General features: G+C 47.5%; 22 protein-coding genes and 1 pseudogene. 18 read left to right on the top strand and 5 right to left on the bottom strand.

What is annotated here, in order from left to right:
* Nucleotides 1-21: 21 nt before the first annotated feature.
* Nucleotides 22-663, top strand: coding sequence for a tRNA (guanosine(46)-N7)-methyltransferase TrmB (trmB, locus tag BpJC4_RS04615; protein WP_151679407.1), 642 nt, complete (start codon nt 22-24; stop codon nt 661-663).
* Nucleotides 664-789: 126 nt separating this feature from the next.
* Nucleotides 790-1,644, top strand: coding sequence for a YtnP family quorum-quenching lactonase (locus BpJC4_RS04610; protein WP_151697584.1), 855 nt, complete (start codon nt 790-792; stop codon nt 1,642-1,644).
* A gap of 55 nt (nt 1,645-1,699) precedes the next feature.
* Here the strand turns inward: BpJC4_RS04610 and BpJC4_RS04605 are convergent, their stop codons facing one another.
* The gene (locus BpJC4_RS04605; protein WP_151679405.1) at nt 1,700-2,011 is read right to left on the bottom strand and encodes a PepSY domain-containing protein; all 312 of its coding nucleotides are present in this window, start codon (nt 2,009-2,011) and stop codon (nt 1,700-1,702) included.
* 330 nt (nt 2,012-2,341) lie between these two features.
* Between BpJC4_RS04605 and BpJC4_RS04600 the strand changes: the two are divergent.
* From BpJC4_RS04600 to ytpR, 5 genes and pseudogenes are all read left to right on the top strand, one after another.
* Nucleotides 2,342-3,384 (top strand): annotated as a pseudogene (locus tag BpJC4_RS04600) (M42 family metallopeptidase).
* Between the two features lie 19 nt (nt 3,385-3,403).
* On the top strand, nt 3,404-3,916 hold the full coding sequence (locus BpJC4_RS04595) for a DUF84 family protein (RefSeq protein ID WP_172967443.1): 513 nt from the start codon (nt 3,404-3,406) through the stop codon (nt 3,914-3,916).
* 643 nt (nt 3,917-4,559) lie between these two features.
* The gene (locus BpJC4_RS04590; protein ID WP_151679403.1) at nt 4,560-4,874 is read left to right on the top strand and encodes a thioredoxin family protein; all 315 of its coding nucleotides are present in this window, start codon (nt 4,560-4,562) and stop codon (nt 4,872-4,874) included.
* Between the two features lie 126 nt (nt 4,875-5,000).
* Nucleotides 5,001-5,795 carry a DUF1444 domain-containing protein gene (locus tag BpJC4_RS04585; protein ID WP_151697583.1) on the top strand — a complete coding sequence of 265 codons (795 nt, stop codon included), beginning with the start codon at nt 5,001-5,003 and terminating at the stop codon, nt 5,793-5,795.
* Between the two features lie 14 nt (nt 5,796-5,809).
* Complete coding sequence (gene ytpR, locus BpJC4_RS04580) at nt 5,810-6,415, top strand: YtpR family tRNA-binding protein (RefSeq protein WP_151679401.1); 606 nt, start codon at nt 5,810-5,812, stop codon at nt 6,413-6,415.
* Nucleotides 6,416-6,460: 45 nt separating this feature from the next.
* Here the strand turns inward: ytpR and BpJC4_RS04575 are convergent, their stop codons facing one another.
* Nucleotides 6,461-7,042 carry a YhcN/YlaJ family sporulation lipoprotein gene (locus BpJC4_RS04575; RefSeq protein WP_151697582.1) on the bottom strand — a complete coding sequence of 194 codons (582 nt, stop codon included), beginning with the start codon at nt 7,040-7,042 and terminating at the stop codon, nt 6,461-6,463.
* A gap of 179 nt (nt 7,043-7,221) precedes the next feature.
* Here BpJC4_RS04575 and BpJC4_RS04570 point away from each other — a divergent pair, with 179 nt between their 5' ends.
* The 6 genes from BpJC4_RS04570 to ccpA all read left to right on the top strand — a co-directional run bounded on the left by BpJC4_RS04570 (nt 7,222) and on the right by ccpA (nt 15,414).
* Entirely contained in the window at nt 7,222-9,915 is a 2,694-nt protein-coding gene (locus tag BpJC4_RS04570; RefSeq protein ID WP_443098244.1) for a DNA translocase FtsK, read from the top strand.
* Nucleotides 9,916-10,198: 283 nt separating this feature from the next.
* Complete coding sequence (murC, locus tag BpJC4_RS04565) at nt 10,199-11,512, top strand: UDP-N-acetylmuramate--L-alanine ligase (RefSeq protein WP_151679399.1); 1,314 nt, start codon at nt 10,199-10,201, stop codon at nt 11,510-11,512.
* A gap of 314 nt (nt 11,513-11,826) precedes the next feature.
* Entirely contained in the window at nt 11,827-12,369 is a 543-nt protein-coding gene (locus tag BpJC4_RS04560; protein WP_151679398.1) for a DUF948 domain-containing protein, read from the top strand.
* 12 nt (nt 12,370-12,381) lie between these two features.
* Complete coding sequence (locus tag BpJC4_RS04555; protein WP_151679397.1) at nt 12,382-12,762, top strand: YtxH domain-containing protein; 381 nt, start codon at nt 12,382-12,384, stop codon at nt 12,760-12,762.
* A 268-nt stretch (nt 12,763-13,030) separates the two neighbouring features.
* Nucleotides 13,031-14,107 (top strand): bifunctional 3-deoxy-7-phosphoheptulonate synthase/chorismate mutase, encoded by a 1,077-nt coding sequence (locus BpJC4_RS04550; protein WP_151679396.1) that lies wholly within the window; start codon nt 13,031-13,033, stop codon nt 14,105-14,107.
* A 308-nt stretch (nt 14,108-14,415) separates the two neighbouring features.
* Complete coding sequence (gene ccpA, locus BpJC4_RS04545) at nt 14,416-15,414, top strand: catabolite control protein A (protein ID WP_151679395.1); 999 nt, start codon at nt 14,416-14,418, stop codon at nt 15,412-15,414.
* A gap of 46 nt (nt 15,415-15,460) precedes the next feature.
* On the opposite strand, the gene BpJC4_RS04540 is transcribed toward ccpA, so the two are convergent.
* Genes BpJC4_RS04540 through BpJC4_RS04530 form a run of 3 tightly spaced genes read right to left on the bottom strand, consistent with a single transcriptional unit; the run spans nt 15,461 to nt 17,917 of the window.
* A complete protein-coding gene (locus tag BpJC4_RS04540) occupies nt 15,461-16,615 on the bottom strand; it encodes an acetoin utilization protein AcuC (protein WP_151679394.1) in 1,155 nt (384 codons plus the stop codon).
* The gene (locus BpJC4_RS04535) at nt 16,612-17,259 is read right to left on the bottom strand and encodes an acetoin utilization AcuB family protein (RefSeq protein ID WP_151697580.1); all 648 of its coding nucleotides are present in this window, start codon (nt 17,257-17,259) and stop codon (nt 16,612-16,614) included. Before BpJC4_RS04535 ends, BpJC4_RS04540 begins: the two co-directional genes overlap by 4 nt.
* Nucleotides 17,260-17,284: 25 nt before the next feature.
* Nucleotides 17,285-17,917, bottom strand: a complete 633-nt coding sequence (locus BpJC4_RS04530; RefSeq protein WP_151679392.1) for a GNAT family N-acetyltransferase — start codon at nt 17,915-17,917, stop codon at nt 17,285-17,287.
* A gap of 223 nt (nt 17,918-18,140) precedes the next feature.
* On the opposite strand from BpJC4_RS04530, the gene acsA reads away from it, so the two are divergent.
* From acsA to moaA, 5 genes are all read left to right on the top strand, one after another.
* Entirely contained in the window at nt 18,141-19,859 is a 1,719-nt protein-coding gene (gene acsA, locus BpJC4_RS04525) for an acetate--CoA ligase (RefSeq protein ID WP_151679391.1), read from the top strand.
* Nucleotides 19,860-20,045: 186 nt separating this feature from the next.
* A complete protein-coding gene (modA, locus tag BpJC4_RS04520; protein ID WP_151679390.1) occupies nt 20,046-20,828 on the top strand; it encodes a molybdate ABC transporter substrate-binding protein in 783 nt (260 codons plus the stop codon).
* A gap of 3 nt (nt 20,829-20,831) precedes the next feature.
* Nucleotides 20,832-21,530, top strand: coding sequence for a molybdate ABC transporter permease subunit (modB, locus tag BpJC4_RS04515; protein ID WP_151679389.1), 699 nt, complete (start codon nt 20,832-20,834; stop codon nt 21,528-21,530).
* Nucleotides 21,511-22,533 (top strand): sulfate/molybdate ABC transporter ATP-binding protein, encoded by a 1,023-nt coding sequence (locus BpJC4_RS04510; protein WP_151679388.1) that lies wholly within the window; start codon nt 21,511-21,513, stop codon nt 22,531-22,533. The genes modB and BpJC4_RS04510 overlap by 20 nt, the downstream gene beginning before the upstream one ends.
* 101 nt (nt 22,534-22,634) lie before the next feature.
* Nucleotides 22,635-23,636: a GTP 3',8-cyclase MoaA gene (gene moaA, locus BpJC4_RS04505; protein ID WP_151679387.1), complete on the top strand. Its 1,002-nt coding sequence runs from the start codon at nt 22,635-22,637 to the stop codon at nt 23,634-23,636.
* Nucleotide 23,637: the final 1 nt, after the last annotated feature.

Genomic DNA, 23,637 nt, shown 5'->3' with positions numbered 1-23,637 from the left:
TCCATAAATCGAGGTGCTTTCATGAGATTACGGAATAAACCATGGGCGGAAGATAAAATAAAGCAGTATCCCCAATATGTTGTCCCCGAACCGGAAAAATGGCGCGGCAAATGGCGGGAATTATTCGGGAACAGCCGGCCGCTCCATATTGAAATCGGAACAGGCAAGGGCAGATTTATCGCAGGGATGGCGGAACAACATCCGGATATCAATTTTCTCGGGATCGAAAGACAGCCGAGCGTGATTGTTTCCGCCCTTGACAAGCTGATTGAGAAAGAACTCGGAAATGTAAAGCTGTTAAACGTGGACGGCAGCAGGCTGCGCGATTTTTTTGCGAAAGGTGACGTAGAGCGGATCTATTTAAATTTTTCCGATCCTTGGCCGAAAAAACGCCATGAAAAGCGGCGACTGACATACCGCATGTTTTTAAAACTGTATGAGGATATTTTGGTGGAAGGCGGGGAAATCCATTTCAAAACGGACAACCAGGGCCTGTTTGAATACTCGCTGCAAAGTTTTTCCGAATACGGCCTGCTTTTGAAAAATATCAGCCTTGATCTGCATAACAGCGGTTTTGAAGGCAATATTATGACGGAATATGAAGAAAAATTTTCCGCCAAAGGGCAGCGCATATACCGCTGCGAAGCAAAATACCGGAATTGAACGCGCGCCGCACTGCAAAAAGTTTTGCAGTACGGGGCGCTTTTTCGTACCGCGAAAAAAAGGAAAAAAAGAAGTGACGGCGAATACATTTGAAGGAAACGGTTACATAATCAGGAGGGAAAAAACATGGAACATTTAAAAGTCGGAGAAATGGTGCTGTACTGGCTGGACGGCGGCGTTACGCACCTGGACGGCGGCGCGATGTTCGGCGTTGTTCCGAAGCCGCTTTGGTCGAAAAAATACTCGTATAATGATAAAAACCAGATTGAACTGCGAACAGACCCGATTTTTTTCCAGTTAAACGGGAATAATATCATCATTGATGCCGGCATTGGGAACGGCAAATTGACGGACAAGCAGAAACGCAATTACGGTGTGACGGCGGAATCGAGGATTGATGTGTCTCTGAAAGAATTCGGCCTGGCGCGGGAAGATATCGATATCGTCCTGATGACGCATCTGCATTTCGACCATGCATGCGGATTGACCATACCGGATGCGGACAGGCATGTTCCTTCATTTCCGAATGCGGTGATCTATGTGCCGGAAACCGAGTGGGAGGAAATGCGCCATCCGAACATTCGCTCAAAAAGCACGTACTGGAAAGAAAACTGGGAAGCTGTGCAGGACCAGGTACAGACGTTTAAAGAAGAGATCACAATTGAAGGTGCAGTCCGAATGATCCATACCGGCGGGCACAGCGACGGCCATGCGATAATTACCGGGGAGTCCGGCGGGGAAAAATGGATCCATATGGCGGACCTTTTGCCGACGCATGCGCACCGCAATCCACTGTGGGTCATGGCGTATGACGACTATCCGATGACTTCGATTTTCCAAAAACAAAAATGGATTGATAAGGCAATACAGGAAAATGCCTGGTTTGTATTTTACCACGATGCAATCTACCGGGCGCTGAAATGGGACGCGGAAGGGAATATTGTTGCGAAAGTGGAAAGGGAAAGAAATCCCGAATCATGATTTTCTGAAAAACGGTGAACACCTAGCATGTCCACCGTTTTTTTTTAAGGCTCCCTTATATCGGATACACATCGAGCACGATGCCGGTTTTGGCATCGGCGATGAATTCGTACTGCTTTTTCTCGCCGCCTTCCGTCATTGAAATCCCGCCGCGGTAAACCTTTGTTTTGAACGGGTATTTTTCATAATCTTCTGCTGCCATTTGGATCCATGATCCGTCGATCGGTCCGTTTTCTTTAAACGCTTTTTTTACTTTGGAAAGGACTGAATCCGCAGAAGTTGGCACTGTCTGGTGCACCGTTTCATTGACCGCATATCCCGCCGCTGCGCCAATTGCAATCCCTGCTAAAAACGTTTTCCAATTCATATTTGCCCACCCTTTCTTCTTTTTTGCAGCATATATTGCCATTTGCCTATCATTATACACTGAAACGGCAGGGAAAGTTAACAAACGGGAGCATCTTTGCACGGTATCAACAAATTGTGGCCATATTCGGCGGCCCCTAATCAGCGGAAAAACAGCAGATACCTTCTTTAAAAAAATCAGCGGTAATCTGCAGAAAATCGGTGTTTCCGTATTCACTCTCCAAATTTCAAAAACTGGAAGCCTCCCTTTTCGTCTTGTACAATAAAAAAGTACATACCCAATAAAGGAGCCATACAAATGGAATAAGAAACGCTCGAATTATTTAAAACGCTGACTGAACTTCCGGGCGCGCCCGGGAATGAGCATGCGGTTCGGAATTTTATGAAAGAGCAGCTGCAAAAATATGCGGATGAAGTCGTGCAGGACAATCTCGGCAGTATTTTCGGCGTCCGCCGTGGAAAGGAAAACGGCCCGGTTGTTATGGTCGCCGGGCATATGGATGAAGTCGGATTTATGGTCACCTCCATTACCGATAACGGCTTGATCCGCTTCCAAACGCTCGGCGGCTGGTGGAGCCAAGTGCTGCTAGCCCAACGCGTGCAGATTTGGACAGATAACGGTCCTGTGGCCGGAGTCGTCAGTTCGATTCCGCCGCATCTCTTGTATGAAGCGCAAAAATCGAAGCCGATGGACATCAAAAATAGATCGATATCGGTGCGGATTCCCGGGAAGATGCGGAAAAAATCGGGATCAGGCCGGGGCAGGCGATCGTGCCGGTCTGCCCTTTCACCCCGATGGCCAACCCGAAAAAAATCCTTGCCAAGGCGTGGGACAACCGATACGGCTGCGGCCTAGCAATCGAATTATTAAAAGAACCGCAAGGAAAGAAATTGCCGAATACGCTCTATTCCGGTGCAACGGTAATGGAGGAAGTCGGGGCGCGTGGGGCAAAAACGGCTGCGGCGATGATCAGGCCGGATATTTTCTTTGCGCTTGATGCAAGCCCGGCGAACGACGCCTCCGGGGATAAGGAACAGTTCGGGTAGCTTGGAAAAGGCGCGCTGCCGAGAATTTATGACCGGACAATGGTGACGCATAAGGGCATGCGCGAATTTGTCCTTGATATCGCCGAAAGCAACGGTATCCCTTACCAATATTTTGTCGCCCCGAACGGCGGGACGGATGCCGGCAACGTCCATATTTCCAATGAAGGCATTCCGAGCGCCGTCATCGGGGTTTGTGCCCGCTATATCCACACACATGCATCAATCCTCCATGTAGATGATTATGCGGCGGCGAAAGCTTTAATCATTAAACTCGTTCAGGCCTGCGACCGGGTAACGGTGGATGCCATCAGCGGAAGTAATTGTTAAAACATTGAGGTGAATACATTTGATCATTGCAATTGGTTCAATCAATCCGGCGAAAGTTTCGGCCGTCCGGAACGTTTTTGAAATGATGGAAAAAGCAGAATTTGCCCCTGCCGCCGTTCCATCCGGCGTTAACGAGCAGCCGTTTTCCGATGAAGAAACGATTACGGGCGCGGTCAACCGTTCGAAAGCGGTACTCAAATTAAAAAATGCCGATATCGGTATTGGGCTTGAAGGCGGCGTCACCGAGACCCCGCACGGTATGTTTTTATGCAATTGGGGTGCACTCACGGTAAAAGGTGGCGGGACTTATGTTGCAGGCGGGGCGCGGATCCCTCTACCCGAAGAAATTGCGGTGCGACTGCGCGGCGGCGAAGAACTCGGCCCTGTCATGGAAGACTTCGCCCAAAAAGAAAATGTCCGGGAAAAAGAAGGGGCGGTCGGTATTTTTACAAACGGGCTGGTTACAAGAGGGGAAATGTTTACCCATATTGCAAAACTGCTTTTAGGACAGTACTTGTATCATAACAATTGATTGCAGTGCAGGCGGGGCAGTCCTGCCTGTTTTACATTAGGAAAAAAGATCGGCTTTTAAAATCATACTTTTGGCGGACTGCTTTGTAACAAAATTGTCACAAACACATGGTATAATGTGTGGAAAATGAGGAATAGATTACAACTGGCTGACTGCACGTTGTAAGGGACGGATAAAACAATACGTTTAGATACGTGACGCAAAGCACAGACCGATAAGGCAGGAGGAAGAAAGCCCAGGTTTTTAGAAAAAACAATATTCAGGCTTTGGCAACATCGCCTTTTTGTTGGCCACAGCAGCAACTGGGCTCATTTTGATGAAAATATGTCTGAAAATTGTGCAGGACAGTTATTTAAAGCTAAAAATGGCAACAGAGATCCAGCTGCTTTTTGCGCAGTCCGACAGGGAAATCCTTTACATATTACAATGAAGAAAAAGGGAAAAACGCTGAAAGCAGCATCAAAAACATCAATCAAAACGGTGACAAAATCCAATCGCGGCTGAATAAGCCCAACGATATTTTAAATCGGAGCCAGGCAGGGAATCTGCTGGCCCAGAGCCAAAACGGCTTCGGACGCAGTTTTTTAAAATTACACGATTTTAGGTTACAATAAAAGACAGAAAATAACTGGGAGGTACTCGAATGGAAGACTTGCAATCTGTAGAAGCATTTCATGAATTGAAAGAAAGCGGCGCGCATATCTTTTTGTTTTCGGCGGTGTGGTGCCCGGACTGCCGTTTCCTCGATCCGTTTATGCCGGAAATCGAAAAAGAATTTAGCGATTACACGTTTGTCCATGTTGACCGAGATAAGTTCATTGATTTATGCGGGGAACTGGATGTATACGGCATCCCGAGTTTTATCGCATACCGCGACGGCAAAGAAATCGGCCGTTTTGTCAGTAAAGACCGGAAAACAAAAGAAGAAGTGGAAAACTTTATTGAAGGCCTTGCCTGATTTGGCTTTTCCCTCCATCATGCCGATGGGGGATTTTTTCGGAAGGCGGCTGCCAGTTGCTTGGATCAGCGTGAATGTCATGGCAATCTAAAACTAAATTTTATAGAGGGAGGTGCGGCGTAAAAAATGGATACGAAACAAATGAGAAAAGAGCTGCAAAAACGGCTGGAAAAAGGAGGAAGAATTTTTTTCTATGATCGTGAGAAAGACGTGCTCCGCGTGGAAAACGGGGCAACCCATCAGGGAATGAATATTTCCCTACCGGAGATTGTGGCCAAATGGAATATGCAAAAAGAAAAAGTGATCGATGAAGTCGTGTATTATGCCGAAGAAGCGCTCAATGTCATGGGGAAAGCCCACCCACTTTCGGGCCGGGAAAAGTATATTTTCCCGGTCATCCGCTCCTCTTCGTTTCCAAAAGAAGCCCGCGAAGGTGTTCTGTTTTTGACGGATGAACATACGGCGGAAACGCGCATTTATTACGCCCTGGACCTCGGGAAAACATACCGGCTGATCGATCTCAAACTGTTGGAAGAAGAAGGCTGGAGCGGGGAGCATGTACGCGAAACGGCGCGTTTTAATGTGCGTTCGCTTTCCACGGAGATGAAAAAAGATACGGTGGCCGGTAATGATTTTTATTTTTTAAATACAAATGACGGTTATGATGCGAGCCGGATTTTGAATGAAAAATTTTTAAAAGAAATGGCAGAAAAAGTGAAGGGGGAAATGGTTGTCGCCGTTCCCCACCAGGATGTTTTAATTATAGGTGACATCCGGAATGAAACAGGGTATGATGTAATGGCGCAAATGACGATGAACTTTTTTGCAAACGGCCATGTGCCGATTACAGCCCTTTCGTTTTTATACAAAGACGGCGAACTGGAGCCGATCTTTATTATGGGCAAAAAGCGCAAATCTTGAAAGGAGTTCGTTTCATGAATGTATTTTACAACCGCGAAGGAATCGGCGATACGCTGATTATCATGATCAAAGATATGGAGCATACCGCTTTTGAAAAAAAAGGCAATGTTGCCCGCATTTATGATGAAAAGACAAATGATACCACCGGCTATAACATTTTCGGGGCATCAAAATACATGGAGATTGATGCAAAAGGCCCAGTAAAGTTAACGGAAGCACTGATGGATAAGCTGAATGGGATTCTCGCTGAAAACGGGTTTGATGAAAAGCTTGAAGCCGACCTATCTCCAAAATTCGTTGTCGGATATGTGAAAGAAAAAGTGAAGCATCCGGATTCCGACCATTTGAGCATCTGCCAGGTCGATGTCGGCAATGAGACGCTGCAAATTGTCTGCGGCGCTCCAAATGTGGAGGCCGGCCAAAAAGTTGTCGTTGCGAAAGTCGGCGCCTGCATGCCGAACGGGATGATTATCAAAGATGCTTCGCTGCGCGGCGTCGCTTCTAGCGGCATGATTTGTTCGGCACGTGAACTTGGGCTGCCGAATGCACCGCAAAAGAAAGGCATCCTTGTGTTAGATGACGAATACGAGGTTGGCCGGGAATTTCCGCTACCGGCTTAACCATTTGAAAAGGCCACGCCCGCTCTGCGGTTCGTGGCCGGATTTTTAACGGCTGCCGTTCGGAAATACACGCTGGACCGTATCATTAAACTGGTCAAAGAAGCCGGAAATCGGGCGCCCGTTCCGAAAATCATTTACATAGTCGTTCATTTGGTCAAAGAAATCCGGGTTTTCGGAAACATACACATCATCGATCGACTTATCTGTTTGCTTGACAACTTTTGCAATTTTGTTTTTTAAACTTTTGTTCAATTTGTCATTATTTTGCTTGTTGTCCAGCAATACGGCCACGTAAGCATTGTCATCCGTAGCGATGACTCTCGCTTTATCCACTTCTTTTAAATCTTCAACGCGGCGGGCGATTTTGTTTGCGACCCTGACGTTTTGCGTGTTTGTCATATTGTTGTTGGCATCATTATCCAACAAGTTTGTATTGTTTGTGCCGTTGTCATTCCGGGTGTTATAACGGACGTTGTTGTAACGAACATCATTGTTATCAGCCGTGTTATCATAGCGGACAGGGCGCGTATTGTTGTTGTCCACGTTAGAACGGTTATTGCTGTTGCCGCATCCGATTAATAGGCCTGATGCAAGCCCGATGCCCAGCAATGTTTTTGCAGCTTTCAATTTACTTGCCTCCTTTTAAAATGGTATCAATCATAATGTGCCTAGCGCAGTTTTTTTTATGCTGGAAGGGCTGTGTTAAAAAATCCCTCGAAAAACATGTGTTTCCTTTGTATAATGGAGAGTGACAGGATTTTTTGGGGACTCTTCGGACGCAGGAGCAAAGGGAAAGAGTGATGAATGTGAATTGGTTTAAAAAAATGGCAAAATACTTTAAAGACGACAGCGGGCACGAAGAGGAAACAGAAACGGCCCAAAATCACCGGACGTTAAACAAAAACATTGATACCCGTGTGGTTTACCAATATCCGAAAAACCATTTCCGTTTTCCGGTAATACCGGATCAGGACGCCCTTCCTGCCCGTACGTCGAAAAAGGGGCTGGAGCGCCCGCAGCCTGATTTAAGGGCGCATCAGCCTGTTACCCGCTATAAAAGAGAAAAAATTGGGCAAAAGGGAAGCCATCCTTTCCGGCCGACCGATATCCCTTCCCCGGTTTACGGGTATAAACGGCCGGAAAACGGGCCGCCGCTTCAGCAGAAAGAACCGGTTTTTGAATATGAACTGGAAGACGATTACCAAAAAGATATCCGTATTTGTGATATAGAAAAAGTGACAAAACAGGCGCTTGATTTTGAACCCGTTTTTGGCCAAAATACGGCGGAAGCGGCTCCAGTAACGGGTTTGTCAGCACATGGTGAAAAGGTGCAGGCATTTACCGGAACAGATTCTATATCAGGGACCCCATCGGAAACGTCTGAAAATCTTTCCGGAGAAAAGGCTGCTCAAAAAGTGCAACAAAGGGAAGCTGCGGCAATGGGCCGGGCAGCTGGTACGGGAAGCCCAGATCAAATATTGGATCCGCAGACAGGGGAAATAGCAGCAACAACTGATCCTGAAGCGGTTTTTGGAACGCCGGGACCCCTCTCTGTGGAAGGTGAGGCGGAGATACCGCAGCAAGGAATGATGCAGGACGTTTCACAAACGGGAACGGCAGCTTATACAAAAGGCTCCTCTGATGCGTTGGAAAATTCCGCCGGGGAACAGGCGTTTTTAGAAGCGGGCCCGAGCCTGCAGGAAGAAACCGGTGGCCGGACAGAGCGGCAGGAGCATGTTATCGGTAAAGGTACAGAGCTGTTGACTGCGGAGAAAGAAACAGAAGCATCCGGACTCGTTCAACCATCTGAAACGGAACAGGTGAAAGAAGAACAGCAAACGGCATCTGAAACGGAACAAGTTGGAGCAGCGGCTGTTGAAACTATTGAAGCACAGGATGTTTCCGGAAAAACGGAAGAGAAGCCTAAAAAAGAGAGGAAACACTTGCCATTTAATGTATTGATGCTAAACCAGGACCGCAGAAAAATCGCTGCAAAAAAAGAAGCGCCGCGCATACAGCAGGAAAAACCGGCGCTTGGCATGGCAGCGCAGGCGGAAAACGGCAGGGAGAAGCCGTATGCTTTCCCGCCGCTTTCCCTGCTGGATCCGCCGGTAAAACAAACCCGGGATGCTGAATGGATAAACGAACAAAGCGAAACGCTTGACCGGGCGCTTGAAAATTTTAATGTCCGCGCCAAAGTGGTCAATGCGAGCCAGGGGCCATCCGTGACGCGCTTTGAAGTACAGCCTGAGCCGGGTGTAAAAGTCAATAAAATTACAAACTTAAATGACGACTTAAAATTAAGCCTTGCCGCGAAAGATATAAGGATCGAGGCGCCGATCCCGGGCAAGCATACGGTCGGCATTGAAATCCCGAATGTGAAAAGCCGCCCTGTGCGGTTAAGCGAAATTATCGGGGATCCGGCATTCCAAAACAGCCCCTCGCCATTGACCGTTGCGATGGGCCTCGACATTTCCGGAAAGCCGGTTGTGACCGACCTGCAAAAAATGCCACACGGGCTGATCGCCGGCGCCACCGGGTCCGGGAAAAGCGTCTGCATCAATTCCATTCTGGTGTCGCTTCTTTACAAAGCGGCGCCGCACGATTTAAAACTACTTTTAATTGATCCAAAAATGGTGGAACTGGCACCGTACAACAATATCCCGCATTTGGTTAGCCCTGTGATTACAGATGTGAAGATGGCGACGGCCGCATTAAAATGGGCGGTGGAAGAAATGGAAAGGCGTTATGAACTGTTCGCCCATGAAAGTGTGCGCGACATCCACCGCTTTAATCAAATGGCGGAACAATCGCGGTGTTTTGCGGAGAAATTGCCGTATATTGTGATCGTGATCGACGAGCTTGCCGATTTGATGATGACATCTCCAGCGGATGTTGAAGATGCGATTTGCCGGATCGCGCAAAAAGCCCGCGCCTGCGGCATCCATTTGATCATCGCGACGCAGCGGCCGAGCGTGGATGTCATCACCGGTTTAATTAAAGCCAATATTCCGACACGGATTGCCTTTTCCGTTTCTTCGCAGGTCGACTCGCGCACCATCATCGACACGGGCGGGGCGGAGAAACTGCTTGGGAAAGGGGATATGCTGTTTTTGGAAAACGGCTCTTCCAAACCGGTCAGGCTGCAGGGCACTTTTGTAAGCGACAGAGAAATCGATGATGTTGTGCTGCACGCCAGAAAAATGGCAAAGCCCGAATATTTGTTCAAGCCGGAAGAATTGATGGTGCAGGCGCAAATGAATGAAGAGGAAGACGAACTTTTTTTGGATGCGTGCGAATTTGTCATTGAGCAGGGCAGCGCGTCCACTTCGCTTTTGCAGCGCAATTTCAGGATCGGCTATAACCGTGCGGCCCGCCTCGTCGATATGATGGAGGAGCAGGGCATCATATCGGAAGCAAAAGGCAGCAGGCCGCGCGACGTCCTTGTTTCAAAAAGCGAATTCAGGCAAATGCAGGAAGCTGGTGCCGCCCGCGAGTAAAAGTTTTTCCTTATATGCGGCGGGGATAATGGCAACGCTAGGAAGTGAAGGGTGCTCTTCCCGCACATATTTGCCGCTTTAGCAGGGTGAAGCAAAGTTTCTGTTTTTTGTGTTCACAGCTGCCCAGAAGTGATATAATGACTAAGCATAAATTTTTTTGTGAAGATGGGCATCGAAACCGGCCGCACGCAGCAAGTGCAGCCGGTGCAGAAACGTGCGCTATCGCACATGATGGGTTTTTATCATATACTGCATACATATAGACAGTGTTGGAGGTTCTATTATGACTGTATACCATTTCGTAGGCATTAAGGGATCGGGCATGAGTGCGCTGGCACAAATCCTGCACGACATCGGATACGAGGTGCAGGGATCGGACGTAGAAAAGCGCTTTTTTACACAACAAGCGCTGGAGGATGCGGGCATCAAAATATTGCCGTTCCAACGTGAAAATATACAGCCGGGGTTGACGGTTATTGCAGGAAACGCATTTCCCGATACGCATGAAGAAATTGACGAGGCATTCAAACGCGGGATTCCTGTGATCCGTTATCACAAATTCCTCGGAGATTTTATCACCAGGTTCACAAGCATTGCCGTTACGGGCGCGCACGGAAAAACATCGACAACAGGGCTGCTTGCACATGTGATGCATGCGATCAAGCCGACTTCCTACTTGATCGGGGACGGCACGGGAAAAGGCGTAAAAGATGCGGAGTATTTTGTGTTTGAAGCTTGCGAATACCGTCGTCATTTCCTTTCTTACCATCCGGATTATGCGATCATGACCAATATTGATTTTGACCATCCTGATTACTATGCCAATATTGACGATGTTTTTTCTGCTTTCCAGGAAATGGCCCTGCAGGTGAAAAAAGGCATCATCGCATACGGGGATGATGAACAGCTGCAAAAAATCCAGGCAAAAGTCCCGGTTGTGTTTTACGGATTTGAAGAAGGAAACGATTTCCAGGCGAGAAATATTGTGACGGAACCAACAGGAACGAAATTTGATGTGGTTGTCCGCAATAATTTTTACGGCACGTTTGAAATCCCGTCTTTCGGGAACCATAATGTGCTGAATGCGCTCGGTGTCATCGCCCTCTGCCAGTACGAAGGGATTGATAAAGAAGCGGTGCAGGAGCATTTAAAAACGTTCCATGGGGTAAAACGCCGCTTTACGGAAAAAGAAATCGGCACGCAAATCATTATTGACGATTATGCCCACCATCCGACTGAAATCAAAGCAACGATTGATGCGACCCGGAAAAAATATCCGGAACGCGAGCTGGTTGCGGTATTCCAGCCGCACACTTTCAGCCGCACACAGGCTTTCTTGACGGATTTTGCCGAAAGTTTAAGCCTTGCCGACCGGGTCTTTCTCTGCGATATTTTCGGGTCGGCCCGTGAGCATTACGGAAAGCTTTCCATCAATGATTTGCAGGAAAAAATTGAAGGTTCCCAAATTATCAAAGAAGAGGACATGTCCCCGCTTCTCGGGATTGAAAACAGCGTCATCCTCTTTATGGGGGCCGGCGATATTCAAAAGTACCAAAAAGCATACGAAGAATTGCTGCAAAGGCATGTAAGCCAGTAATAGAAAAGGCGTTGTCCGGAAAAACGTTGGACAACGCCTTTTCAATTTCCCGGACGATCCTGCGACGCCATTTCCGGCACGTTCCTACTAAATTGTCTTATTTCCGCAAAAAAAGGCAGCAAATGAGCAGGAAAAAAGGAATAAAAATCGAAATAATAATCAAAAAGAAAATCCTGCCATTTATAATTGGCAGGTGCCCGGCAAGTATGAGAAAATAGAGGGAGCAGAGGCTAAAAAAAAGAAATCGAAAGCCTTGCGTGTTTTATGCAGGTGATTTGGGATAATTTGATTGTACATGGAGGTGGTATGGAAAAATGATTATCATACTTTATTTGAGCGTGGCTCTGATTGCTGTGGCCTTTTTTATTTTGGTACTGAGCTTGTCGAAAACGCTCAAATCGTTAAGCAAAACTTTGGACAATCTGTCTGATACGGTCAAAGGGCTTGAAGGGCAGCTGCACGGGATAACCATGGAATCCACAAAACTTTTGGAAAAAACCAATGTGTTGGTAGAGGACATCGAACATAAATCAGAAAGGCTGAACAGCGTGGTTTATGCCGTCGAAGACATCGGCGTGTCCGTCCAGCAGCTGAGCCAGGCACTGCGCAAAGTGACAACAACCATTGCCTCTGCAGTCAGCAAAAGGCAGGATAAAATAGCGCAAGCCATGCAATGGGGCGCTGCGTTAAAAGAAATTAAAAATAGATGGTCGGATAAAAAAAGCAAAAATTCGTCCGGCCAGGACAACAGTACTGTTACCCATCCGCTTTCTGCAAAAAGCCCGAAACCGAAGCGGCTTTTGGAAGAACAGGTCCATGATGAAGAAAGGCAGTTGAGAAGGGCAAGAAATTCATAAGGAGGAATGGATATGTCTAATGAACAAATGTCCACAAAAGATTTTTTGACGGGCGCTATTGTCGGCGGTGTTGTCGGTGCTGCGGTTGCCCTTATGCTCGCTCCGAAATCCGGTAAAGAACTGCGTGAAGATTTAAACGGCCAAATGGAAGCCATTAAAGGAAAAACCGACGGCTGGCGCGAATTTGCGGCTGAAAAAGGAACAAAACTTGCTTCGCAGGCTGCCGAAAAAACAAAGCAGGTACGGGATTTCGCCATGCAAAAAGGCAGCCAGCTGAAAGACAATGTGATGCAAACGGCTCAGCAGGCAAAAGACAAAGCGGGGTTCGATATGGAAGAGATGAATAAACAAATGCAGGATCAGCCCGGAGCCTCCTCTTCATTCGGCGAATAAGCAGGCGGAAAAAAGCGGCATTTGCGCCGCTTTTTTCATACAAGAAAAGAACCATTTCCGATACAAAATAATAATAAAGAATAGGGTGGCAAAACATAAACTTCACTATTTGCTTTAATGCATAAAAGCGTTTATCCGATAAAGAATTTTTCCGTGACTTTTTAAAAAGAATAGACTATAATAAGTGCTAATAACTTGTAAGTTTAATTGACAACAGGAAGACGCCAGAAAAAATTCTATAAAGGACAACAGAGAGGATGAGAGGTACGTGGGGAACCAAGAGCTTGAGCAATTGCGAAAAGAAGTAGAAGCACTGAATTTGAAACTCCTGGAATTGATCAACAGGCGGGGCAAACTTGTGCAGGAAATCGGGAAACTGAAGGAAGTACAGGGGGTGAACCGCTATGATCCGGTCCGTGAACGGGAAATGCTGAATTTGATTAAGGACCATCATGATGGCCCATTTGAAATTTCTACGATTGAGCATCTCTTTAAGGAAATTTTCAAAGCCGGACTAGAACTGCAGGAAGATGACCACCGCAAAGCATTGCTTGTTTCGCGGAAGAAAAAGCCGGAAAATACGATTGTCGATATTAAAGGTGAAAAAGTGGGCGACGGCAACCAATATTTTGTTTTTGGCCCATGTTCGGTTGAATCGTACGACCAGGTTGCGGCTGTTGCTGCATCCGTTAAAGCGAAGGGATTAAAATTGCTTCGCGGCGGCGCTTATAAACCGCGCACCTCTCCGTATGATTTCCAAGGTTTGGGGCTTGAAGGCCTGAAAATCTTAAAGCAAATCGCCGATGAATTTGATTTGGCTGTCATCAGTGAAATCGTAACGCCGGCTGATTTGGAAAAAGCAGTGGATTACCTTGATGTGATCCAAATCGGCGCGCGCAATATGCAAAACTTTGAACTGTTGAAAGCGGCAGGTTCCATAGAAAAGCCGATCCTTTTAAAACGCGGCCTGGCTGCAACGATTGAAGAATTCATCAATGCGGCGGAATACATTATGTCTAGGGGCAACGGCCAGATTATCCTTTGCGAACGCGGCATCCGGACGTATGAAAGGGCGACACGGAATACGCTCGACATAACTGCCGTGCCGATTTTAAAACAGGAAACGCATTTGCCGGTATTTGTGGATGTGACCCACTCAACAGGGAGAAGGGATCTGCTCCTTCCGGCGGCTAAAGCGGCGCTCGCCATCGGGGCGGACGGCATCATGGCGGAAGTCCATCCAGATCCGGCTGTGGCGCTCTCAGACTCGGCACAGCAAATGGATTTGAAACAATTTGATGAATTTTATAAAGAAATCCAAGCTGTACTGCCTGCAAAAATTTAACCTATTTGAAACAGCCTTCTGCGTGGTGCAGAAGGTTTTTTCTTCGCCAGGTCCCCCATTCCTTGAAAATCCATGCGAAGAATGTGTCAATTTTGTGTCAAGACTTGCAGGAAATTTTTCCCTGGCTTATTATATATGGTATAATGAAAAGTCTAATGAACTGATAAAAATGTCGAATACGATCGTGGTTTGGCGTTTTTTAGATCATACACCGCTGACCTGCCGGAATATTGCCGTTGCCATGTTTAATATGGGCTGAATTGTGAAAACTATGAATAGGACTGTAAAATTGGAGTGTGAATGGAAAAATGAATGTGACCATTTATGATGTTGCCCGTGAAGCCAATGTTTCAATGGCTACCGTTTCGCGGGTTGTAAACGGAAACCCGAATGTTAAGCCAACTACAAGAAAGAAAGTTTTGGAAGTGATCGACCGGCTTGGCTACCGCCCGAATGCTGTTGCGCGCGGGCTTGCCAGCAAAAAAACGACGACGGTCGGCGTGATCATCCCGGATGTTTCGAATATGCTTTATGCGGAACTTGCGCGCGGCATTGAAGATATTGCAACGATGTACAAGTACAATATTATTTTGAGCAATTCGGACCAAAATAAAGAGAAAGAGCTGCATCTGCTCAATACGATGCTTGGCAAGCAGGTGGACGGTATTGTGTTTATGAGCGGCAATATTACGGAAGAGCATATTGCTGAATTCGAAAAATCTTCCGTACCGATCGTGCTCGCCGGTTCAATTGAGCCGTTCAACAAAATTCCGTCTGTCAATATTGATTACAAAAAGGCGACGGTAGAAGTCATCAGCGAGTTTGTGAAAAAAGGCCATAAAGAGATTGCTTTGGTCATCGGCCCTCTCCATGATGCGATCAACCGTGAACTGCGCCTGGAAGGGTACAAAGAGGCACTCGCCGAAGCGGGAATTGAATTCGATGAAGACTATGTTATAGAGGGGGACTATACATATGATTCCGGTATAGAAGCATGGCAGCGGCTTCAGGAATTGGATAAAGCCCCTACGGCTGTTTTCGTTGGAAACGATGAAATGGCGCTCGGCGTGATCCATGGCGCCCAGGACGCAGGCGTAAAAATCCCGGATGAGCTGGAAGTGGTTTCGTCCGATAATACGCGCCTTGCCGAAATGGTGCGCCCGCAGCTCACTTCTGTCGTCCAGCCTTTGTATGACATCGGGGCAGTATCTATGAGGCTTTTGACGAAATACATGAATAAAGAAACGGTAGCGGAAAACAAAGTCATCCTGCCGCACCGCATTGAATACCGGAATTCGACGAAATAAGAAAGGGGCCGGCCTTCCAAAAAATACATTTTTGGCAGTGCCGGCCTTATTTTAACTGCCCGATGAACTGCAGCATCCGGTTTAATACGTTCCGGTTCTTTTCTTCAATTTCTTGTTTGCGCGGGATCGGCCGGTATAGGTCAGCGGGATCGTCCCAGACAGCCGGCAGCGGATAAGAGGACTTTTTCTGCCATTTTTCAAGCCATGATGCCGGGATTTCACCTTGCCCGCCATCCCTTTCCGCCATCTCGAGCCAAAGAAGCGACCATGCACGCGGCACTACCCGCCAAATATCATAGCCCCCGCCGCCGACCGCGATCCAGCGCCCTTCGCAATATTGGTGTGCGATTTTATGGGCAAGTTTCGGGATTTCCCTGTAAATCTTCATCGTGGCCGATAAATGGGTCAGCGGATCGTAGTAGTGCGCATCTGCCCCGTTTTGTGTGACAAGCACATCCGGTTTAAAATACGCTGCAATTTCTTCCAGCGCCGCCGCATAGCATTCCAACCATGATTCATCTTCTGTAAACGCATCCACAGGAATGTTGAAAGAATAGCCGTAACCTTTTCCGGTGCCCCATTCATTGACATTACCGGTGCCGGGAAATAAATAACGGCCCGTTTCATGGATGGAAAGCGTACAAACATTTTCATCATCATAGAAAGCCCACTGCACCCCGTCGCCGTGGTGGGCGTCGGTATCCACATAGAGAATGCGTACCCCGTATGTTTCACGTAAATATTTGATGGCAATGGCCGTATCATTGTAAATGCAGAAGCCGGAAGCTTTGCCACGGAAGCCGTGGTGCAGGCCGCCGCCCAAATGGAGGGCATGGCGCGCCCTGCCAGACATGACTTCTTCCGCCGCTGCCAGCGTGCCGCCCGCGATCAGGGCGCTTGCTTCATGCATATTCGGAAAAATTGGCGTATCTTCCGTCCCGAGACCGAAATTTTCGGCTTTTACGGGATCAAGTTTGCCCCGGCCAGCCAGTTTGACCGCCTCCACGTAAGACGGGTCGTGGATGAAAAAAAGTTCTTCATCACTGGCCATGCGCGGTTTCACGATATCTTCCCGGTTTAATGCACCGATCGCTTCGAGCAATTCTTTCACCAATTGGAGCCGCATCTGGTTAAACGGATGGTCGTTGCGGAACCGGTATGCCAATAAGTCGGTTGAAAAAACGAAAACAGCCTCTTTCATCTCGGCATCCCCGGCATATTCGGCCAGAGCACATCAAAGCCGGCCTCTTTTAAATGCGAAATAAGGGTTACAGGATTCATCGTGCTGACGCGGAAGACGAGAATGCGGTTATCAAGGTTCTTGCGGTCCGGATAGATCAGCACGCTTAAAATATTGATATGGTGTTCATAAATAATTTCCGTAATTTCCCGGAGGACGCCCGTACGGTTGCGCACGCGGATTTCAATTTGCGAGCTTGGCTGCCCGGCGCCAGTCAAATCGACAAAAGTCTGGAGCAAATCCGTTCCCGTGACGATCCCGACCAGTTTGCCCCGCTCAAGGATTGGCAGGCAGCCAATGCGGTTGTCGTTCATGAGGGCCGCAATGTCTTCGATAAAATCGAGCGGGTGCCCTGTCAGCAAGTTGGTTTTCATGATTTTTTCCAAAGGCAGCGCCAGTTTTTCCATTTGTTCATTCGGGAAAAACGGATTGGGCGCCACTTCTTTAATGTCGCGCTCCGTAACGACACCCGCCAATTTGCCGTTTCCATCGACAAGCGGTATATGCCGGATCCGTTCCTTTTGCATCAATTGCAATGCGTCCCGTACGGTATTTTTAGGTGTGAGCGTTTTTACGTTTTTTTGCATAATTTCTTCCACAATCATGTTTCCCATCCCCTTTGCCGTAAAATTAATACATATACCGGTTTTTAAACCGGATCCGGTCGAATTGCTCAATCGATTCCTGGCCAACCCTTTTTCCTATCCGCACCATCAGGCAATTCGCCGGGTGCGAGCAAATTTCCGGATCGTCGGTGGCAAACCATTTCAGGCCGCCTGCGCTCATCATTTTTTCCATCATTTTCCGGTATTCCCACACGTTTAGCCCGGTTCCTTTCATGTCCCAGTGCCAGTAATATTCCGTCGTAATAATGATATAGTCTTCCATCGCATCGTCCATCATGGAAACTTTCAGCAAATGCTTGCCTACAGCATTTCCCCGGTATTTCGGGATGACTTCGATGGCACCGAGTTCGAGAAGGTTTTCCATATGGCCTTCAGACCAGCGTTCCAGCGGATCCGGATATAAAAATGTCACATAGCCGACAACGGTATTGCCGTCCCGGGCGATGATGATCCTTCCTTCAGGCAGGTCGGCAATTTCAACCAGCGCTTCAAGTTGTTTCGGGGCGGGACGGAAAGCTTTTAAATCTCCATGGAACTCCATTTTTGCCAGCTTTTCCCCGGGAATTGGCCCTTCAATCACAAGCAACCCGGCTTTTGTTTCCAATTCCTTAGAATAATAGGTTTTCTTATGTTCCATTTTCCACCATCCCTTAAACAAATCAAAAGAAAAACAATTCAATGAATGATCATTCATTATGCATCTTCATCATCTCATGTTTTTCCGGCAAAAACAATACATGGAAAGTGATATTCCCGAATTGTTCAAAATGTTGACTTTGTACACCATTTAATTAAATTTGTGAATAAATTGATTTTCATATATAATGGGTATATGAATCTAAACAAAGGGGGATATGTGCATGCAACTGGAAGCGTTACCAACGGTGCAAGGGGATTATAATCTGAAAAACTATGAGGAAACTTACAAAACTTTCAGCTGGAAAGACGTGGAGAAAAATTTTTCATGGTCGGAAACCGGCCGCGTCAATATGGCGTATGAAGCGATTGACCGCCATGCGGAAAGCTTCCGCAAAAATAAAGTGGCGCTCATGTATTTAAGTGACACACGCAACGAGAAATATACATTCTATGAAATGAAAAAACTGACGAACAAAGCGGCGAATGTGTTGAAAGAAAAAGCAGGCGTCCAAAAAGGTGACCGCGTCTTTATCTTCATGCCGCGTTCGCCTGAATTGTATTTTGCCACGCTTGGCGCAATTAAGCTCGGTGCAATTGTCGGCCCGCTGTTTGAAGCATTCATGGAAGGGGCCGTAAAAGACCGGCTTGAAGACAGCAAAGCAAAAGTCCTCGTCACGACCCCGGACCTTGTCGGGCGCGTTCCGGTTGACCAGCTTCCGGCGCTCGAAACGATCTTTGTCGTCGGGGAAAATGTCGGGGAAGAAGGGAAGCTTTTAGATTTTCTGAAATATTTTAAAGAAGCTTCCGACAAATTGGATATTGAATGGGTGGGCAGAAACGACGGGCTTATCCTGCATTACACATCCGGATCGACCGGCAAGCCAAAAGGCGTCCTGCACGTCCATAATGCGATGATCCAGCATTACCAAACCGGAAAATGGGTCCTGGACTTAAAAGAAGATGATATTTACTGGTGCACGGCCGACCCGGGCTGGGTAACGGGAACGTCCTACGGAATTTTTGCCCCGTGGCTGAACGGTGCAACGAATGTCGTTGTCGGTGGCCGTTTCAGCCCTGCCGCGTGGTATAAAACGATCGAGCAGTTTGGCGTCACGGTTTGGTACAGTGCACCGACTTCATTCCGGATGCTGATGGGTGCCGGTAATGAAATCGTGAGGCAGTACGATCTCTCGACGCTCCGCCACATTTTAAGTGTCGGCGAGCCGCTGAACCCGGAAGTCATCCGCTGGGGAAATGAAGTTTTTGGGCTGCGCATCCATGATACATGGTGGATGACAGAAACCGGCGCGCAGCTGATCTGCAACTACCCGTGTATGGACATCAAACCGGGCTCGATGGGGAAACCGTTCCCGGGCATCAAAGTGGCGATTGTAGATGACCAAGGCAATGAACTCCCGCCGAACCGGATGGGTAATCTCGCCATTAAAAAAGGCTGGCCTTCGATGATGGCAGCGATTTGGAACAACCCGCAAAAATATGAATCTTACTTTTTCCCGAACGGCTGGTATGTTTCCGGGGATTCGGCCTACATGGATGAGGATGGCTATTTCTGGTTCCAGGGCCGTGTCGATGATGTCATCATGACTTCCGGTGAACGGGTCGGGCCGTTTGAAGTCGAAAGCAAATTGATCGAACACCCGGCTGTTGCTGAAGCGGGCGTGATCGGCAAGCCGGATCCTGTGCGCGGGGAAATCATTAAAGCGTTTATCGCCCTAAGGGGCGGGTACGAACCGTCGAATGAGCTGAAGGAAGAGATCCGCCAGTTCGTGAAAAAAGGCCTTGCCGCCCATGCCGCCCCGAGGGAAATTGAGTTTTGCGAAAAACTGCCGAAAACACGAAGCGGGAAAATTATGCGCCGCGTGCTGAAGGCTTGGGAATTGAACCTGCCGGCCGGTGATTTGTCGACAATGGAAGATTGAGGTTAGAACCGGGACAGCTGTTGCGCTGCCCGGTTTTTTGATAGGAAAAGGTATTGTAATCGGCATAAGTGGTAAAATTTTCAGGTGTACCAAAAAATTGAGAATGAAAATTAAATCTGCTATGATAAATGATAAATACATATCATTTTTTCACAATAAAGTAGAGTTTTGGAATAGGTGATTTAGATGAAAAAATTAAGTTTAGCACTGCTTTGCATCTTGCTGCTTGCAGGGTGTTCGGCGGGGAAAAGTGCCTCCGGGAAAAAGGAATCAAAACCGGTGGAAATCAATGTGGCAGCAGCTTCCGATTTAGCAAAATCTTTCCAGAAAATCGGCAAACAGTTTGAAAAGCAGACCGGCATCAAAGTGAAGTTTATTTTCGCGGCGTCCGGCGAATTGGAACAGCAAATTGAAAACGGCGCGCCGTATGATGTCTTTGCAGCGGCTAATGCCGATTATGTCAACCAACTGGCGGATAAAAACCTGATCGCCTCAGGCACGAAAACCGTTTATGCGTACGGGAAAATCGGCATCGCAACAAATAAAAACCGTTCGCTTTCCATTAATGGGCTGGATGATCTTACAAAACCTAAAGTGAAAAAAATTGCGATTGCAAATCCCAAAACCGCTCCGTATGGAATGGCTGCGAGACAGGCGCTCCAAAAAGCCGGCATTTGGAACAAGGTAAAATCAAAATTGGTCTATGCAAAAAACATTTCGGATACGCTCACATATGTCCAATCCGGCAATACTGAAGCCGGGATCGTTTCCCTTTCCCTTGTGCAGGGGGAGAACATGAAGGTTCAAAACATCGCAAGCAGCCTGTATGATCCGCTGAAGCAGACGGCAGCTGTTGTCAAAAGCTCCGAAAAACAGGATGCGGCACGGAAATTCACCAGCTTTTTAACAAGCAAAAGCGGGCAAAAAATCATGAAACAATACGGCTACACGGTACCTGAGGGGCAGTAAAGGGTGGCGCACCTCAACTTTTTCCCGATCTACTTATCTTTTAAAGTTGCATTGCTGGCAACCGTTTTTTCCCTGGTTTTGGGGCTGCCGGCGGCTTATTATTTAAGCAGGTCGAAAGGGAAACTGGCAGATTTTACGGATGCGCTGCTGACATTGCCGATCGTACTGCCGCCGACCGTCCTCGGCTATTATTTGCTTATTTTTCTAGGTAGGCAGAGTGCGGTCGGCCGTTTTCTCGAACAGCATTTCGGGATCACGGTTGTTTTTACGCAAACAGGGGCGGTCATCGCCGCTCTGGCCGTTTCCATTCCTTTTTTTATTCAATCGGCGCGGACGGCTTTTGCCGGCATTGATGAGGATCTCCTTCATGCCGCCCGAGTGCTCGGGCGCTCGGAATGGAATTTATTTTTTTCCGTTGTCATCCCTTTATCATGGAGGGGTTTGACGAGCGGTATGATGCTTGTATTTGCACGCGCGCTCGGGGATTTCGGTGCGACATTAATGGTTGCCGGCAGTATTCCCAACCAGACGGAAACCATGTCTATTGCCATTTATGATGCCCTGATGAACGGAGATACACGTACGGCTGATCTCCTCGTGATCATCATGACGGTTTTGTCCGTCGCCATTTTATACGGGATCAAGCGGCTTGAAAAACGGGTAATCAGAGGTGAAGACAGGCATGCTGCTCGTAAAGATTAAAAAAACATTGCCACGTTTTGCGCTTGATGTTGATTTTCAGGCACTACCCGGCATTACCGGCATTTTAGGCCCGTCCGGAAGCGGCAAAAGTTTAACGCTGCAATGCATTGCCGGGCTTAAAAATCCCGATGCCGGCCATATTGAAGTAAACGGCAGGGTGATTTTTGATCGGGAAAAAAACATCCGAGTCAAAACACGGTTCCGTAAAGCGGGGTATATGTTCCAGCATTATGCGCTTTTTCCGCATTTAACCGTTAAACAAAATCTCGCATTTGGTTTAAAAGGTAGGACAAAAAAGGAAATAGAAGAGAAAACGGCTGCTTTTTTAAAAAAGATCAAATTGGAAGGGTATGAAAACTGTTATCCGAATGAGCTGTCAGGCGGGCAGCAGCAGCGTGTGGCACTTGCAAGGACGCTCATCCGGGAACCGGACTGCCTGCTGCTGGATGAACCTTTTTCGGCGGTGGATCCCGACACGAAGCAGTATTTGATGAATGAGTTTTTATCGTTTCTCAAAGAAAATTTTGGCGGCACCGTTCTATTGGTTACCCATAATTTGGAAGAGGCTAATCTCTTATGCGACCACTTCATTTTGTACGGAAACGGGAAAGTACTCCAGGCCGGGCCGAAACAAGATGTGATCACAAGGCCAGAGTCAGCGGTGGCGGCCAAGATTATCGGATGCCGGAATATTTTGAGAGTTGACAGGAGCGGGGGATCGTTTTGCACCATCGGCGGCGCGCGGATTGCGGTCGGAATAGGGAAGGAAGCCCGTTATCTCGGTATCCATGCCCATTATATTGAATTTGCGGACAATGCGGATGAAAATGCTTTTGACTATCGTGTCACGGCCATACACCAAGGGATTGAAAATTGTCTTGTCACTGTGGAAACACCGTGGTTTACCGTAGAGGCTTTCGTTTCGCCGCGGGAGATCGGGTCCGTTTTAAGCGGGGAAAAGAAGCTGGTGTTACCGAAAGAACATCTCATGAGGTTATCTTGAACTTTTGGTGAATTTTTAAAAAATGTGACGTGCATCACATTATTGCCATTCCTGACTTTTGTAACATGGAAATAGAATTTAAAATGGAGATGTAGACAAACATGCTGACCGATATGCTGAACCGGCCGCTTTTGGATTTAAGGATTTCGGTGACGGACCGCTGTAATTTCCGCTGTACTTACTGCATGCCTGCTGACGAAGGACAGAAATATTGTTTTATGAAACGGTCCGAGTTGATGACATTCGAAGAGATCGTACGCCTCGCGAAACTTTTCGTTTCATTGGGTGTACGGAAAATCCGCTTAACGGGTGGCGAGCCTTTGTTACGGAAAGATATCGATCAGCTTGTGGGCATGCTTGACAACATCGAAGGACTTGAAGATTTGTCGATGACAACGAACGGCTTTCTTTTAAAAAGATATGCCGCGTCTTTAAAAAAAGCAGGCTTGAAACGCATCAATGTTAGCCTGGATGCTCTTGATGATGAAGTTTTTGCCGCCATTAACGGCGTCGGGGCAAAATCATCGAGAATTTTAGAAGGAATGGATGAAGCCGTCCGGCAAGGGATGAAAGTAAAGGTCAATATGGTCGTTAAAAGGGGCATGAATGATTCGCAAATTTTGCCGATGGCCGCTTATTTTAAAGAAAAAGGGATCACCCTCCGCTTCATTGAATTTATGGATGTCGGATCCCTGAACGGTTGGAAGCTGGATGAAGTGGTTACCAGCAAAGAAATTTACAACATGATCTCCAAGGAAATGCCGCTTGAACCGTTAAAAGAAAATTATTACGGCGAGGTCGCAAAACGCTGCCGTTATGTGGGGACGGATATCGAAGTCGGGTTTATTTCTTCCGTATCACAGCCATTCTGCGGGGACTGCACGCGCTGCCGGCTGTCCGCGGACGGGAAAATCTATACTTGCTTATTTGCTGCAAGAGGGACTGACCTGCTTTCATCAATGCGGAATGGCGCCAGCGATGAGGAGCTGGCCGCACAGATTAAGTGTGTCTGGGATGTCCGATGCGACCGGTATTCGCAGGAAAGAGGGAAAAATCCGACCTACAAGGGGAAGCGGATTGAAATGTCGTATATTGGGGGGTAAA

Origin of the sequence: Weizmannia acidilactici (assembly GCF_008974185.1) — a bacterium.
Taxonomy (GTDB): domain Bacteria; phylum Bacillota; class Bacilli; order Bacillales; family Bacillaceae_C; genus Weizmannia; species Weizmannia acidilactici.
Note: the sequence above shows the minus strand (reverse complement) of the source record. Positions and strands in the feature narration are given on the sequence as shown.